The sequence below is a fragment of the Pseudomonas sp. H1_D05 genome, assembly GCF_054682705.1.
In genome coordinates, this window is sequence record NZ_CP162825.1 from 868,010 (window position 1) to 884,015 (window position 16,006).

The 16,006-nt window shown below is 59.4% G+C and carries 13 protein-coding genes; 11 read left to right on the plus strand and 2 right to left on the minus strand.

Features of this window, described 5'->3' with window-relative positions; translation table 11 throughout:
- Nucleotides 1–444 precede the first annotated feature (444 nt).
- The 11 genes from AB4O11_RS03920 (at nucleotide 445) to AB4O11_RS03970 (ending at nucleotide 14,597) form a co-directional block, all read left to right on the plus strand.
- On the plus strand, nucleotides 445–1,845 hold the full coding sequence (locus AB4O11_RS03920; protein ID WP_064118692.1) for a polynucleotide adenylyltransferase PcnB: 1,401 nt from the start codon (nucleotides 445–447) through the stop codon (nucleotides 1,843–1,845).
- A gap of 4 nt (nucleotides 1,846–1,849) precedes the next feature.
- On the plus strand, nucleotides 1,850–2,335 hold the full coding sequence (gene folK / locus AB4O11_RS03925) for a 2-amino-4-hydroxy-6-hydroxymethyldihydropteridine diphosphokinase (RefSeq protein WP_093434907.1): 486 nt from the start codon (nucleotides 1,850–1,852) through the stop codon (nucleotides 2,333–2,335).
- Between the two features lie 401 nt (nucleotides 2,336–2,736).
- On the plus strand, nucleotides 2,737–3,537 hold the full coding sequence (gene panB, locus AB4O11_RS03930; protein WP_093434905.1) for a 3-methyl-2-oxobutanoate hydroxymethyltransferase: 801 nt from the start codon (nucleotides 2,737–2,739) through the stop codon (nucleotides 3,535–3,537).
- Nucleotides 3,534–4,394, plus strand: a complete 861-nt coding sequence (gene panC, locus AB4O11_RS03935) for a pantoate--beta-alanine ligase (protein ID WP_186625129.1) — start codon at nucleotides 3,534–3,536, stop codon at nucleotides 4,392–4,394. Before panB ends, panC begins: the two co-directional genes overlap by 4 nt.
- 211 nt (nucleotides 4,395–4,605) lie before the next feature.
- The gene (panD, locus tag AB4O11_RS03940; protein ID WP_257356134.1) at nucleotides 4,606–4,986 is read left to right on the plus strand and encodes an aspartate 1-decarboxylase; all 381 of its coding nucleotides are present in this window, start codon (nucleotides 4,606–4,608) and stop codon (nucleotides 4,984–4,986) included.
- A 231-nt stretch (nucleotides 4,987–5,217) separates the two neighbouring features.
- On the plus strand, nucleotides 5,218–6,882 hold the full coding sequence (pgi, locus tag AB4O11_RS03945; protein ID WP_186625127.1) for a glucose-6-phosphate isomerase: 1,665 nt from the start codon (nucleotides 5,218–5,220) through the stop codon (nucleotides 6,880–6,882).
- Nucleotides 6,883–7,096: 214 nt separating this feature from the next.
- Entirely contained in the window at nucleotides 7,097–9,034 is a 1,938-nt protein-coding gene (gene acs, locus AB4O11_RS03950) for an acetate--CoA ligase (protein WP_460130189.1), read from the plus strand.
- Between the two features lie 51 nt (nucleotides 9,035–9,085).
- On the plus strand, nucleotides 9,086–9,955 hold the full coding sequence (locus AB4O11_RS03955) for an oxygenase MpaB family protein (RefSeq protein ID WP_460089002.1): 870 nt from the start codon (nucleotides 9,086–9,088) through the stop codon (nucleotides 9,953–9,955).
- Between the two features lie 162 nt (nucleotides 9,956–10,117).
- Nucleotides 10,118–11,134 (plus strand): class I SAM-dependent rRNA methyltransferase, encoded by a 1,017-nt coding sequence (locus AB4O11_RS03960; protein ID WP_320336311.1) that lies wholly within the window; start codon nucleotides 10,118–10,120, stop codon nucleotides 11,132–11,134.
- Nucleotides 11,135–11,352: 218 nt separating this feature from the next.
- Entirely contained in the window at nucleotides 11,353–14,301 is a 2,949-nt protein-coding gene (locus tag AB4O11_RS03965; protein ID WP_186625122.1) for a DUF748 domain-containing protein, read from the plus strand.
- A complete protein-coding gene (locus AB4O11_RS03970) occupies nucleotides 14,301–14,597 on the plus strand; it encodes a DUF2845 domain-containing protein (RefSeq protein WP_186625170.1) in 297 nt (98 codons plus the stop codon). Before AB4O11_RS03965 ends, AB4O11_RS03970 begins: the two co-directional genes overlap by 1 nt.
- A 285-nt stretch (nucleotides 14,598–14,882) precedes the next feature.
- On the opposite strand, the gene AB4O11_RS03975 is transcribed toward AB4O11_RS03970, so the two are convergent.
- The gene (locus AB4O11_RS03975) at nucleotides 14,883–15,239 is read right to left on the minus strand and encodes a BON domain-containing protein (protein ID WP_077574577.1); all 357 of its coding nucleotides are present in this window, start codon (nucleotides 15,237–15,239) and stop codon (nucleotides 14,883–14,885) included.
- A 295-nt stretch (nucleotides 15,240–15,534) separates the two neighbouring features.
- Nucleotides 15,535–15,966 (minus strand): pilin, encoded by a 432-nt coding sequence (locus tag AB4O11_RS03980; protein WP_093434881.1) that lies wholly within the window; start codon nucleotides 15,964–15,966, stop codon nucleotides 15,535–15,537.
- Nucleotides 15,967–16,006 lie beyond the last annotated feature (40 nt).

Below are 16,006 nucleotides of genomic sequence, written 5' to 3' on the forward strand. Positions count from 1 at the left end.
CTGATTCTTTTGGAGAGGCGTTGTATTTGGGGCTTGCCCCACGACCAGGCCGAGAACAACAAAAACTGTCCTAAGACAGAGCCTGTACTGGTTGGATCGAGAGATCACTGCAATTCAGCGACCAAAGCAATCCGTTTGCTCTTGGCTCCCGATTGGGAGGGTCACGAAGGAAACACTTCGTGGCGAGGGCACTCAACAAAAACAAGAAGCCCGAATCAATAATAAAAAGAGCACGCAACTACTTCTTGGGGAGCTTCGGCTCCCCTTGTAGTTTCTCCCTTCCGGCAAAATCCTTCGATTTTCCCTTGCTCGCCCCTTGCAGCTTGCGGCTTACAGCTCAAATCTGCCGTGTCCTACACCATCCCCCGACTAAATGCTAGAATCTGCGCCCATCATGCGGTCATTCTTTGGTATGGCCGAACATTCCTTCAAACAGTGCATCCCATGCTGAAGAAGCTGTTCCAGTCATTCCGAACTCCCGTGCGTCGTACGCAACACATCCGCAGCACCCCTGAAGTGCTCAACAGCGGCCAACATTCGCTGCAGAAAACGCAATTCAGCCGCTATGCGGTGAATATCGTCGAACGCCTGCAAGGTGCCGGTTACCAGGCTTATCTGGTCGGCGGTTGCGTGCGTGACATGCTGCTGGGCATCACGCCCAAGGATTTCGACGTCGCCACCAGCGCCACCCCCGAGCAAGTCCGTGCCGAATTCCGCAATGCGCGGATCATTGGCCGTCGCTTCAAACTGGTGCACATCCATTTCGGTCGCGAAATCATCGAAGTCGCGACCTTCCGCGCCAATCACCCGGTCAACGAAGACGACGAAGACAGCAACCAGTCTTCGCGTAACGAGAGCGGGCGCATTCTGCGCGACAACGTTTACGGCACCCTGGAAGAAGACGCGCAACGCCGCGACTTCACCATCAACGCCCTGTATTACGACCCGGTCAGCGAGCGCATCCTCGACTACGCCAACGGCGTACACGACATCCGCAATCACCTGATCCGACTGATCGGTGATCCGAAGCAGCGCTACCAGGAAGACCCGGTACGCATGCTGCGCGCCGTGCGTTTCGCCGCCAAGCTCAATTTCGGCATCGAGAAGCACACGGTGCAGCCGATCCGCGAACTGGCGCCGATGCTACGCGAGATTCCGTCAGCACGTCTGTTCGAAGAAGTGCTCAAGCTGTTCCTCTCTGGGCACGGCGCGATCACCTTCGAAATGCTGGTCGATCTGCAACTGTTCGCCCCGCTGTTCCCGGCCAGTGCCGATGCGCTGGAACACAACCCGGAATACACCCACACGCTGATCAGCGAAGCGCTGACCAACACTGACCTGCGCATCAAGCAGAACAAACCGGTGACCCCGGCGTTCCTGTTTGCCGCACTGTTGTGGCCTGCTTTGCCGGCTCGCGTGTTGCGCTTGCAGGAACGTGGCATGCCGCCGATTCCAGCGATGCAGGAAGGCGCGCACGAGCTGATCGCCGAACAATGCCAGCGCATTGCGATTCCGAAACGCTTCACTATGCCGATCCGCGAGATCTGGGACATGCAGGAGCGCCTGCCACGCCGCAGCGGCAAACGTGCCGACCTGTTGCTGGACAATCCGCGTTTCCGCGCCGGTTACGACTTCCTGTTGCTGCGTGAAAGCGCCGGCGAGGAGACTGATGGCCTCGGTGAATGGTGGACTGACTATCAGGACGCCAACGACAGCGAACGTCGCGATATGATCCGCGACCTCAGCGGCAAGGGCGATGACGCCAGCGGTGCTCCGCGCAAACGTCGCCGCAGCAGCGGTTCCAAGCGCAAACGCGCCGGCGCCCCGAGCGCTACAGGCGAATAAAGGCATGGAACGCATCTACATCGGCATGGGCAGTAACCTCGCTGACCCGGCCGAACAGTTGCGCAGCGCCGTCGAGGCGCTGGGGCAACTGCCGCAGACCACACTCGCGGGCGTTTCCGCCTTCTATCAAAGCGACTCGTTGCTGCCAGGCCAACCGCGGTACACCAACGCGGTCGCTGCGCTTGACAGCGATCTTGCGCCGCTGGATCTGCTCGATGCCTTACAGGCGATCGAGAATGATCAGGGCCGCGAGCGTCTGGAGCGCTGGGGCCCGCGCACGTTGGACCTGGATATTCTGCTGTTCGGTGATCGCTTGATCGACGAACCGCGCCTGAAAGTCCCGCATTATCAGATTCAGGAACGTGCGTTCGTGCTCTATCCCCTCGCCGAACTGGCGCCGCAAGATATGCGTCTGGCCGATGGCCGCACCTTGTCCGAGCTGCTGGCAGCCTGCCCGTTCGTCGGCCTGGAACGCCTCCCCCACGCCTGACACAAATCCGCCCTTTGTAGGAGTGAGCCTGCTCGCGATAGCGGTGGATCAACCAATAAATCTTTGGCTGACAGAACGCTATCGCGAGCAGGCTCACTCCTACAGGGATTGCGCCACATCCAGATTTATTGTCCGACAAAAACCCCGCGAATCAGGCCCGCCGCAGCGCTGAATCGCATCAGTAACGCCGGTAACACTCCCCTCGTAACAATGCGGTAACACACGCAATTGACTTCCTGTTGGCTCATCACGACTATAGGCGTCCCGCTGCCGCCAACCCGGCACATACGGGCGCAATCCAGGCCTTATAAGCACGACAAAAGAGCGTGCGCCTGAGTAGATGAAGAATCACGCGCGTTACTCGCAGTAGTTTCCAGAGCGCCTGAACGAGGATTTTTTACATGCCAGCCATCACCCTGACCACGCTCCAGAGCCTCAAGCAGAAAGGTGAAAAGATCACCATGCTGACCTGCTATGACGCGACCTTCGCCCACGCCTGCAACGAGGCTGGTGTCGAAGTGCTGCTGGTGGGCGACTCCCTCGGCATGGTCCTGCAAGGTCACGACAGCACTTTGCCGGTGACCACCGCAGAAATGGCCTACCACACCGCTTGCGTCAAACGTGGCAATACCGATGCCCTGATCCTGGCTGACTTGCCGTTCATGGCCAACGCCACCCTTGAACAAACCATGACTAACAGCGCCATGCTGATGCAGGCCGGTGCGCACATGGTCAAGGTCGAAGGTCAGCTGTGGCTGGCCGAGTCGATCCGTCTGCTCGCCGAGCGCGGTGTACCGGTATGCGCGCACATGGGCCTGACTCCGCAAGCAGTGAACATTCTCGGCGGCTATAAAGTGCAGGGCCGTAACGAAAATCAGGCGCGGCAGATGCGTGCCGATGCGATCTCGCTGGAACAGGCCGGCGCCGCCATGCTGCTGCTCGAATGCGTACCGAGCGAACTGGCTGCCGAAATCAGCCAGGCGGTGAAGATTCCAGTCATCGGCATCGGCGCCGGTAACGCCACCGACGGCCAGGTCCTGGTACTGCACGACATGCTCGGCCTGTCGATCACCGGCCGCGTGCCGAAATTTGTCAAAAACTTCATGCACGGCCAGGACAGCATCCAATCCGCGCTGAAGGCTTACGTCAACGAAGTCAAAGCCACCACGTTCCCTGGCATCGAACACGGATTCTCTGCATGAACACCGTTAAAACCGTACGCGAACTGCGCGCCGCCGTAGCCCGCGCCCGCAGCGAAGGCAAGCGCATCGGCTTTGTGCCGACCATGGGCAACCTGCACAGCGGTCACGTTGCACTGATCACCAAAGCCACCCAACGGGTGGACTTCGTGGTCGCGAGTATTTTCGTCAACCCGCTGCAGTTCGGCGCCGGCGAAGACCTCGATAAATACCCGCGCACGTTGGCAGCGGATCAGGAGAAGCTGCTCGAAGCCGGTTGCTCCCTGCTCTTCGCGCCGACTGTCGAAGAAATGTACCCCGACGGCATGGCCGGTCAGACTCGGGTCAGCGTGCCGCAGTTGTCCGAAGGCCTGTGCGGCGCCAGCCGTCCGGGGCATTTCGAGGGTGTGGCGACCGTCGTCAGCAAACTGTTCAACATGGTCCAGCCGGATCTGGCGATTTTCGGTCAGAAGGATTACCAGCAACTGGCGGTGATCCGCGCGCTGGTGCATGACCTGAACATGCCGATCCAGATCATCGGCGAACCGACCGTGCGTGCAGCCGATGGCCTGGCGCTGTCATCGCGCAATGGCTTCCTCAACGAGGAACAGCGCGCGGTGGCTCCGGTGGTCTATCGCTCGCTGAGCAACATTGCCGAGTTGATCAAGCAAGGCCAACGCGACTTCCCGGCAATGATCAGTGCCCAGGTACAGCAGCTGGAAGCGGCGGGCCTGCGTCCGGATTACCTGGAAATCCGCCATGCACTGACCTTGCGTCCAGCGACGGCGGAGGATCGCGATCTGGTGATTCTGGTGGCGGCGTTTCTTGGCACTACTCGGTTGATCGACAACCTGCATCTGAACCTCGACACCCCCGCTTAAAAACACCGCAATACCCCCTGTAGGAGTGAGCCTGCTCGCGATAGCGGTGTGTCAGTCAGCATTAGTGTTGAATGACACACCGCTATCGCGAGCAGGCTCACTCCTACAGTGGTTTTCGGTGTTATGAAAATTGCGTTTCAAGCCTTATTGCCGCCCCTAAAGCCTTCGGGCACACTGCCCGCCGTTCGATTCCAACCCGGGAAAATCCCTCATGCACGCGATCATGCTCAAGGCCAAACTGCACCGCGCCGAAGTCACTCATGCGGTGCTCGATTACGAAGGTTCGTGCGCCATTGATGGCGAGTGGCTGGACTTGTCCGGCATTCGTGAATACGAGCAGATCCAGATTTATAACGTCGACAACGGCGAGCGTTTCACCACCTACGCGATTCGTGGCGAAGAAGGCTCGCGGATGATCTCCGTCAACGGCGCCGCAGCGCACAAAGCCAAGGTTGGCAACCGTGTGATCATTTGTGCCTACGCCCATTACAGCGAAGCGGAACTGGTCAATTTCAAGCCGCGCATGCTCTACATGGCGCCAGGCAACGAGCTGAGTCACACCAGCAACGCCATCCCGGTTCAGCTCGCCTGATCACGAAATCGCCCCGCTCCCCCTCCGTTTGTCGGCCAGTTCCCGGTCTCGATGTTAAAAAAGTACAGGGATCTGGTCAGACAAAGTCAAGACAGAACGCAGCGCGAGGTTTACTGTATTCGCCCTGTGTCCAGAAATCGTGTCGACGCAGTTGATCCCATGCCCAAACATGGCGTGCCGGGTCTGTTCAGTGTTCAAAAGGCCGTTCAAGTAAAAAGGAAAACCGCAGCGATGGCGTATTACCTCACTCCTCAAGACGTTACCGCTCTGCCCGCCTGGCAAGCGTTGAAAGATCACCGCCAAGCCATGCAGGATTTCAGCATGCGCGAAGCCTTCAACGCCGATCCGCAGCGTTTCAACCAGTTCACCCTCAGCAGCTGCGGACTGTTTCTCGATTATTCGAAGAATTTGATCAACGCCCAGACCCGCAACCTGCTGGTCGGTCTGGCCAATGAAGTCGATCTCAAGGGCGCCATCAAAGCGCTGTTTGAAGGCGAAATCGTCAACACTTCCGAAGGCCGCCCGGCGCTGCACACCGCCCTGCGCCGCCCGGTAGGCGACAAACTGTCGGTCAACGGCGTCAACGTGATGCCGGAAGTCCACAAAGTCCTGAACCAGATTACCGATCTGGTCGGCCGAATCCACGACGGTCTGTGGCGCGGTTACACCGAGAAGCCGATCACCGACGTGGTCAACATCGGTATCGGTGGCTCGTTCCTCGGCCCTGAGCTGGTTTCCGAAGCGCTGCTGTCCTACGCACAGAAAGGCGTGCGTTGCCATTATCTGGCGAACATCGACGGCAGTGAGTTCCACGAGCTGACGCAGAAACTGCGCGCCGAGACCACGCTGTTCATTGTTTCGTCGAAATCCTTCAACACCCTCGAAACCCTGAAGAACGCTCAGGCTGCGCGCGCCTGGTACCTGGCGCAGGGCGGTTCGGAAGCCGAGCTGTATCGTCACTTCATCGCCGTATCGAGCAACAACGCTGCTGCCGTAGCGTTCGGTATCCGCGAAGAAAACATCTTCCCGATGTGGGACTGGGTCGGTGGTCGTTATTCGCTGTGGTCGGCCATCGGTTTGCCGATCGCCCTGGCCATCGGCATGTCCAACTTCAAGGAACTGCTGTCCGGCGCCTACACCATGGACCAGCATTTCCAGACCGCGCCGTTCGAACAGAACATGCCGGTGCTGCTGGCCCTGCTCGGTGTGTGGTACGGCAACTTCTGGGGCGCGCAAAGCCACGCGATCCTGCCGTACGACCACTATCTGCGTAACATCACCAAGCACTTGCAACAGCTGGACATGGAATCCAACGGCAAGAGCGTGCGTCAGGACGGCACGCCGGTGTCGACCGATACCGGTCCGGTGATCTGGGGCGGCGTCGGCTGCAACGGTCAGCACGCCTACCACCAGTTGCTGCATCAAGGTTCGCAGTTGATTCCGGCCGATTTCATCGTGCCGATCGTCAGCTTCAACCCGGTCTCCGACCACCACCAGTGGCTTTACGCCAACTGCCTGTCGCAGAGCCAGGCGCTGATGCTCGGCAAGACCTTGCCGGAAGCCGAGCAGGAACTGCGCGACAAGGGCATGAGCGAAGAAGAAGTGCACAAGCTCGCGCCGCACAAGGTGATCCCGGGCAACCGTCCGAGCAACACCCTCGTGGTCGAGCGCATCAGCCCGCGTCGTCTCGGCGCACTGGTGGCGATGTATGAACACAAAGTGTTCGTGCAAAGCGTGGTCTGGGGCATTAACGCCTTCGACCAATGGGGCGTGGAACTGGGCAAGGAACTGGGCAAAGGCGTTTACAACCGTCTGGTCGGCAGCGATGAAACCAACGCTGATGATCCGTCCACTCAGGGCCTGATCAACTACTTCCGCGGTCGTCACCGCGGGTGATGTGAATGGGTTGCCCACAATTCCAGTGGGCAACCCATTTCCAATGTGGGAGCGAGCCTGCTCGCGAATGCGGTGTGTCATTCAGCCTCTTTGTTGACTGACTCACCGCATTCGCGAGCAGGCTCGCTCCCACAGTTGTTTTACACATGACTTGAACCTCTGCATCGCTCGGCGCATCTTTATTCCTGTCGCACCACAAGAATAAGGAACCGTCATGTTCGATATCAGCACGTTCCCCAAAGCCGATGCCGTCCGCCGGGCCGCTCAGTTGAGTCAGGAAGACTATCGGCGCCTGTACCGCGAATCCATTGAACACCCCAGCACCTTCTGGGCCGAACAGGCCACGCGGTTCCTCGACTGGAGCACGCCGTGGCAGACCGTTCAGCGCTACGACCTGAAAACCGGTGAAGCCGCCTGGTTTGCCGGTGCGAAGCTGAACGTCAGTTACAACTGCATCGACCGCCATCTGGACAAGCGCGGCGATCAGACCGCCCTGCTCTGGGAGGGCGACGACCCGGCAGAATCAGCGCAAATCACTTATAAAAAACTCCATCACCACGTCTGCCGCCTGGCCAACGTGCTGAAAAGCCGTGGTGTGAAGAAAGGCGACCGGGTGTGCATCTACATGCCAATGATCCCCGAGGCCGCATACGCCATGCTCGCCTGTTCGCGGATCGGCGCAATCCATTCGGTGGTGTTTGGCGGTTTCTCCCCTGACTCCCTGCGTGACCGCATCCTCGATGCCGATTGCCGCACGGTGATCACCGCCGATGAAGGCGTGCGCGGTGGCAAGTTCGTCCCGCTCAAGCAGAACGTCGACAAAGCCCTGCAAAGTTGCCCCGACGTCAGCACCGTCGTGGTGGTCGAGCGCAGCCAAGGCAAAGTCGACTGGGTCGAGGGTCGTGACCTCTGGTATCACCAGGCCGTGCGCGAGGTCAGCGACGATTGCCCACCGGAGCCGATGGACGCCGAAGACCCGCTGTTCATCCTCTACACCTCCGGCAGCACCGGCAAACCCAAAGGCGTGCTGCACACCACCGGCGGCTACCTGCTGCAAGCGGCGATGACCTTCAAGTACGTGCTCGATTACCGCGACGGCGAAGTGTTCTGGTGCACTGCTGACGTCGGCTGGGTCACCGGTCACAGCTACATTGTCTACGGCCCGCTGGCCAATGGTGCGACCACGCTGATGTTCGAAGGCGTGCCGAGCTATCCGAGCAGTTCACGTTTCTGGCAGGTGATTGATAAACACAAGGTCAACATTTTCTACACCGCGCCGACCGCCCTGCGCGCGTTGATGCGCGAAGGCGCCGAGCCGTTGAAGGAAACCTCGCGCGCCAGCCTCAGATTACTCGGCAGCGTCGGTGAGCCGATCAACCCGGAAGCGTGGGAATGGTATTTCAATGTCGTCGGAGAACAGCGCTGCCCCATCGTCGACACTTGGTGGCAGACCGAAACCGGCGGCATCATGCTCAGTCCCCTGGTCAGCGCCCAGCGAATCAAGCCTGGCTGCGCCACGCAACCGATGTTCGGCGTGCAACCGGTGCTGCTCGATGAGCACGGCAAGGAAATCAAAGGCGCCGGCAGTGGCGTGCTGGCGATCAAGTCGAGTTGGCCGGCGCAGATCCGCAGCGTCTATGGCGACCCGCAGCGCATGGTCGACACCTATTTCAAACCCTACCCCGGCTACTACTTCACCGGCGACGGCGCACGCCGCGATGAGGACGGCGATTACTGGATCACCGGGCGCATCGATGACGTGATCAACGTCTCCGGCCATCGCATCGGCACCGCCGAAGTGGAAAGCGCGCTGGTACTGCACGACAGCATCGCCGAGGCTGCCGTGGTCGGTTACCCCCACGACGTCAAAGGTCAGGGCATCTACGCCTTCGTCACACCCATGAACGGCACCGAACCGAATGACGAGTTGAAGAAAGAATTGCTGGCCCACGTCAGCAAGGAAATCGGCAGCTTCGCCAAACCGGATCTGATCCAGTGGGCGCCGGCCTTGCCGAAAACCCGCTCAGGCAAGATCATGCGGCGCATCTTGCGCAAGATCGCCTGCAACGAACTCGACAGCCTCGGTGATACCTCGACCCTGGCCGATCCGAGTGTGGTGCAAGGCCTGATCGACAAGCGCCTCAATCAGTAACACCCCGGGCGCGGTCAACCGGCCGCGCCTGGCCTTTCTCACTGAGTGGTCATGGAATTCATCCGCTGCCGTATCGAACAGCAACTCATGAGCCTGACCGGGCTGTCGCTCGGTCAGCTCGACCTGGAAAATCCCAAGGGCGATCCCGGCCTGTTTGGTCCGGACTCGATCAGTTGGCAGGTGCACGGCGATTTCAGCAGCATGTTGATCGGTGGCATCAGCGCGCTGTTGCTGCAAGCTTTGCATCCGCTGGCATTGGCCGGGGTCTGGGATCATTCGAACTTTCGTGAGGACATGCTCGGGCGTTTGCGGCGCACCAGCCAGTTTGTGTCCGGTACCACGTTTGGCTCGCGCCGGGACGCCGACTGGTTGATCGAGAAAGTGCGCACCATTCACTTGCAGGTGGTCGGCACGGCGCCTGATGGCCGGCCCTACGCAGCCAGCGATGCGGATTTGTTGACCTGGGTGCATGTGGCGGAAGTGAGTAACTTTCTGGCGGCGCATTTGCGTTATCGCAATCCGCAGTTGTCGGGGGCAGATCAGGATCGTTATTACACGGAAATCGCCGTGATAGCCGAACGCCTGGGCGCGCGCGATGTACCGAAATCGCGGCAAGCCGTGGCCGAGTATCTGCAACGCATGCGCCCGCAGTTGCTGTGCGACGAGCGCAGCCGTGAGGTTTTGCGCCTGCTGCTCGACGCGCCGGCGCCGAGTGTTCTGGCGCGACCGTTTGGCGATCTGATGATGAAGGCCGGGATCGACCTGTTGCCGGACTGGGCCAGCGACATGCTCGACGTCCGCCAGAGTTCGCTGCAACGGCAACTGATTCGCGCCAGCGTCAGACGCAGCGCACCGATGCTGCGCTGGGCAATGCGCAATGGCTCGGTACAACGCGCCAAACGCCGGATGGGCTTGAGCTGAAAACTTCGTCGGACGCCTTCGCGAGCAAGCTCGCTCCCACAGGAGATCTAATTTGCACCATGGATCCCATGAGGGAGCGAGCCTGCTCGCGAAGGGCGCAACTCGATAGCCCGCCAAGCTGCTAAACTCCCGCGCCCCCATTCTCTCCAGCAAGGCGCCCGCATGTCTTCCTTGAATCAGGCGCTGCGCGCCGCCCTCGATCAACGCCAGGATCTGCTGGCCGAGTTGCACCGCCAGGGCACCGATTGCTATCGGCTGTTCCATGGCAGCCAGGAAGGTGCCGGTGGCCTGACCATCGACCGCTACGGCCCGCAACTGCTGGTGCAAAGCTTCCACCAGACGCTGGAGCGCGACGACCTGCTGCAACTGCACGCCATGGTTAATCAGAGCCTGGGGATGGAAACCTTGCTGGTTTACAACGACCGTTCCCGTGGCAACTCGCGCATTGACCGTGAAGACAGCGTCTACAAAGCTGATGACGCAGCGCTGGCAGATCTGGTCGGCCACGAATGGGGCCTAAACTATCGGGTGCGCGGCCGCCATGCCGGGCAGGATCCCTTGCTGTTCCTCGATCTGCGCAACACCCGTGGCTGGGTCAAGGATCACGCCCAAGGCAAATCCGTGCTCAACCTGTTCGCCTACACCTGCGGCGTCGGCCTCAGCGCGGCCGCCGGTGGCGCGCGTGAAGTGTGCAATCTGGATTTCGCCGAAGGCAATCTGGCGGTCGGTCGCGAAAACGGTTTGCTCAACCCCCAGTTGCCCGAGATGGAATTCATCCAGTCCGATTACTTTCCGGCGATCCGGCAACTCGCCGGGCTGCCGATCAGTCAGCGCCGTGGACAAAAACTGCCGAGCTACCAGCGCCTCGATCAGCGCCAATACGATCTGGTCCTGCTTGATCCGCCAGCGTGGGCCAAGAGCGCATTCGGCACTGTCGATTTGCTGCGTGACTATCAGAGCCTGCTCAAACCGGCCCTGCTGACCACCGCCGATAATGGCGTGCTGATCTGCTGCAACAATCTGGCGAAAGTCAGCATGGACGACTGGCGCGAGCAGGTGCTGCGCTGTGCCGAGAAGGCCGGGCGACCGGTGCGTGAGTGGAGCGTGATGACCCCAGGCGCCGACTTCCCGTCGATGGATCAGCAACCGCCGCTGAAAACCCTGATTCTGCAGCTCTGAAGCGCTCGCGCGGCGGCAACTGTTTCCCTGTGGGAGCGAGCTTGCTCGCGAAGGCGTCGTGTCAGTCGGCATCTTGATCAACTGGACGACCGCTTTCGCGAGCAAGCTCGCTCCCACATTTTTTGTGATTACAGAGAAATCTGAACAATCCTGCAGCACGGCTGTTACTTCGGAACCAGAATCGCGTGCCATACTCCAAGGCACTCCGATTCAGACAGATGAAGCCGCACATGCCCAAAGGATTGATTCGCGCGATTGGCGCCTTGTTGACTGCTCTGGCCCTCTACAGCCTGCTGGGGTTTCTGATTTTGCCGGGCATCGCCCTGCGCGTGGCCAATCAGCAACTGGCCAACTACGCAACAGTGCCTGCGCATATCCAGCGTATCGAGCTCAACCCGTTCAGCCTTGAAGTTACCTTGTGGGGGCTGGTCATCGGCGAGCCGGGCAAGGAACAGATCGGTTTTGATCGCCTGTACGCCGACCTGCAAATCGACAGCCTGTGGACCAAAGCCCTGCATCTGGCCAACATCGAGCTGGACAAGCCAAAAACCGAAATCCTCTTCGCCAAAGACGGCAAGCTCAACCTGCTCGGCCTGTTCAATGTGCCGGCCAGCGAGCCGACACCGGCCGACCCTGACGCCAAGCCCTTCCCGCTGCGCATCGACAACATCAAACTGGCCGGCGGCGTCGTGCACTTTGAGGACGTGCGTCCCAGCGAACCCATCGAATTTCTCTACGATGACCTCAGCTTCGAACTGAAAAACCTCAGCACCCTGCCCGAAGACAGCGCCGACATGACCCTGGTCGCCATCGGCCCCGCCGGTGGCCGGATCGACTGGAGCGGCAACTTCAGCCTGATCCCATTCACCTCGGAAGGCACCCTGAAAGTCACCGACGGCAAGATGAAAGCCTTCTGGCCCTACGTGCGTGACTCGGTGCCTTTGGTACTCGAAGACGGCGTGATCAGCCTCAGCAGCGAATACAAACTCAATCTGTCGAAAGAAACCGAACTGCAGTTGAACAATGTCGCAGTGAGCATCGCGCCATTCGCCATCAAGGCTCCGGACGGGCGGCCACTGGCGAAACTTGAACGACTCGATGTCAGCGAGACCTCGGTGGATCTGGCCAAACAACAAGTGGTGGTCGGCAAGATCCGCAGCCAGAAACTGGAAACCTGGGCGGCGCTCGAAGCCGACGGCCAACTCGACTGGCAGAAACTGTTTGCCAGCCAGCCATCGAAACCGGCTGCCAAAGCGGCTGCCGAACCGGCGAACACACCGGCAGCTGCCGACTCGCCGAAAACCCCACCGGCGCCGAGCAAACCGTGGCAAGTGCTGCTCAAAGACGTGCAATTGCGCAATTACACCGTGCATCTGGCCGACCGCTCGGCCAAACCGGCAGTAGCACTGGACATCACCCCGCTGAATGTCGATCTGCAAGACTTCGACAGCCTCAACGGCTCGCCCTTCAAGCTCAAACTCGACAGCGGTGTGGGCAAGCAAGGCAAGATCACGGCTGACGGCACGGTCAATCTCGCCCCAGTCAACGCCCAGCTCAATGTAAAAACCCAGGACATCGACCTGCGAGTCGCGCAGTCTTACATCAACCCGTTCATTCGCCTGGAACTGCGCAGCGGCATGCTCGGCAGTGATCTCAAGGTCAATCTCAAGAGCACCGAGCCGCTGGCCCTAAGCGTCACCGGGCGCGCGCAGATCGATCAACTGCACACCCTCGACACCCTGAAAACCCGCGATTTCCTCAAGTGGCAGCAGGTCGTGGTCGAAGGCTTGAACTATCAGCACGGCGACAGCCTGTCGATTGACAAGGTCAACCTGTTCCAGCCGTATGTGCGGTTCATGATCAACGATGATCGCACCACCAACATCGATGACCTGCTGATCCCGCAGCCCGCCGACAGCGGCACCAAAAGCGCAGCAGCGAAACCGGCCAGCAACCAGAAACCGCTGGGCATTCACATCGGCGGCATCGCCATCAACGACGGTTCGGCCAACTTCGCCGACTTCAGCCTGACGCCGAATTTCGCTACCGCCGTGCAGCAACTCAATGGCCAGATCGGCACCATCGACAGCCGTCAGGCGAAACCGGCCAGTGTCGACATCAAAGGCAAGGTCGACCGCTATGCACCGGTGACCATCAAGGGCGCGGTCAATCCGTTCGACCCGATGGCCAGCCTCGACATCGCCACCAGTTTCAAACGTGTCGAGCTGACGACGTTGACGCCCTACTCCGGCAAATTCGCCGGTTACCGCATCCGCAAGGGCCGCCTCAACCTCGACCTGCATTACCTGATCACCAAGGGCCAGCTCAAAGCCGAAAACAAAGTGGTGGTCGAGCAATTGCAACTCGGTGAGAAAGTCGACAGCCCGGATGCTGTGAGCCTGCCACTGAAACTGGCGATTGCCTTGCTCAAAGACGTCGACGGCAAGATCTCCATCGAGTTGCCGGTGACCGGCGACTTGAACAACCCGCAATTCAGCGTGATGCCGATTGTCTGGCAGACCCTGCGCAATCTCATCGTCAAAGCCGCTGCCGCGCCCTTCAAAATGATTGGCGGACTGATCAGTGGCGGCGGTTCGGAAGACCTTGGCACGGTGTCGTTTGCCCCGGGTTCCAGCGAGTTGAACAAGGATGCCGAAGCGGCGCTGATCAAACTGTCTCAGGCGCTCAAGGAGCGCCCGGCCCTGCGTCTGGAAATCGAAGGCACTGCCGCGCAGAGCAGCGATGGTCCATTGCTCGCCGAGCAGCGTCTGGAGCGTGAGTACCAGTACAACTACTACAAGATGCTCCAGCGTCGCGGCGATAAAGTCCCGGCGCAGGCGTCATTGCTGCAAGTGCCGGACAACGAGAAAGGTCCACTGCTCGAAGGCATTTACCGCACCCGCCTGAAAACCCAGCCACCGGCGCAATGGAAGGATCTGGGCAAGGAAGAACGCACGGCGAAGATGCGCGAAGGCGTGATCAAGTTCTGGAGTGGCAGCGAGGTGTTGTTGCGTCAGTTGGGTCAGGACCGTGCCAGCAGCATCAAGGATTATCTGGTCGATAAAGGCCAGTTGGCAGACGACCGCGTGTACTTCATCGACGCCAGTCTCGGTGAAGCCGAGAGCGATGGCCGCGTGGTGACGCAAATGCACCTGGATGCCGAATGATGAAACTGCAGTGGCTGGCCTTGATCGCAATGACCTTCGCGGCCAGCCACGCCTCGGCGTCCGATACCCTGCGCTGCGGCAGTCAACTGATCAGCCTGGGCGACCGTTCCAGCGAAGTCCTGCAGAAATGCGGTGAGCCGGTCAGCCGTAATGTGTTGGGCTACAAGCGCAGCGCCAATCGCCGCGAGGAGTTTCAGGTCGAGGAGTGGACTTACGGCCCGAGCAACGGCATGTATCAATACCTGCGCTTCGAAGGCAATCGCCTGCGGCAGATCAACAGCAAACGCGGTAACTGATCCAAATCACTTACCCATGTGGGAGCGAGCTTGCTCGCGAAGGCGTCTGGTCAGTCAAATCCATTGTGACTGGCATACCGCTTTCGCGAGCAAGCTCGCTCCCACAGTTGTTTTGCGGTGCCCTTCGACTCTTTCGTCCCTGAAATAGAACAGGCCCCGACACAAGTGCCGGGGCCCGTAATGGTCACATCCGTGTGACCGTTCGCATGAACTCTAAAGTTGCGGCAGACGTATGGCTCGGCCCGTCTGTCGCGCCTTCTCCCGGTCCAGGCGAGAAGTCATGCCTTACTCGGCTTTCAGGCCGTCAGCGGAGACCGCTTTAACGCCTTTGATTTTCTTGGTGATGTTCACTGCGGTGGTTTTCTGAGCCTCGGTCACTGCAACAGTGGAGGACAGGGAAACCACGCCTTTGTTGGTTTCTACTTTGATGTCGGTGCCCGGAATGCCTTTTTCGGTGACCAGATCGCTTTTGACTTTGGTGGTGATCCAGGTGTCGGAAGTAGCTTCTTTCGCCTTGGTGACTTCACCGGCGGCCAGAGTCATTGGAGCCTGAGTAGCCTGGGTGGATTGTGCGAATGCACCGGAAGCCATGGTCAGGGTCAGCGCGGTAGCAGCAGCGGCAGTGATAGCGAACTTCTTCATACGAGTAACTCCTGTTTTTCTGGAAAGTCTGCTGGTTGTCTTGTCAGCAGGGTTACCAAGGTAGTTGCGAACGTTGTGCCAACTTTTTGAAAGACACAAAAGGTATATAAATCAATAGGTTACAGATATATGAAAATTCCGGATTCATGCAAAATGCATGACTCGATGAATATTCACATGCAAGTTGCGGTTTTTTGGAAAGTTCCTAAGGCGCTGAAATTATTGAAGCTTTTGTAAAGTGCCAGACAATAAAAATGCCCCGCAGAGCGGAGCATTCTGGCCAGCACACGTCAGCTTATGTACCGGTGGCAGTGCAGCCTTTAGGCGAATAGTCCGGAGCAACGGTGGTACCACAAGTCCACACACCTGCGCCGGTCCCTGAGGAACGTGTCAGGGTGATGGTTTTGCTCAGCACCGGACCCGGAGCATTGAGCAATGTGCAAGTGATGGTCCCGGCACCGGTGGATGCCGTGCCGGAAGCGGCCAGTGTGCAGTTGGAAGTCGCAGCGGTGGCACTGCCCGCGACTAGGGTCAGAGTCGGATCAGTGCCTTGATTGATGGTGTCTTCAAACGGCACCTTCAGCGCGCTGATTTCCGCCAGCCCCGCCGTCACCTTCGACCGCGCCTGATACTTGGAATACTGCGGCAACGCGATGGTCGCCAGAATCCCGATGATCGCCACCACGATCAGCAGCTCGATCAGAGTAAAACCTTGTTGTTTTTTCATAGACACGCTCCATGCATGAGTCGAATTCTCATGATCTGCA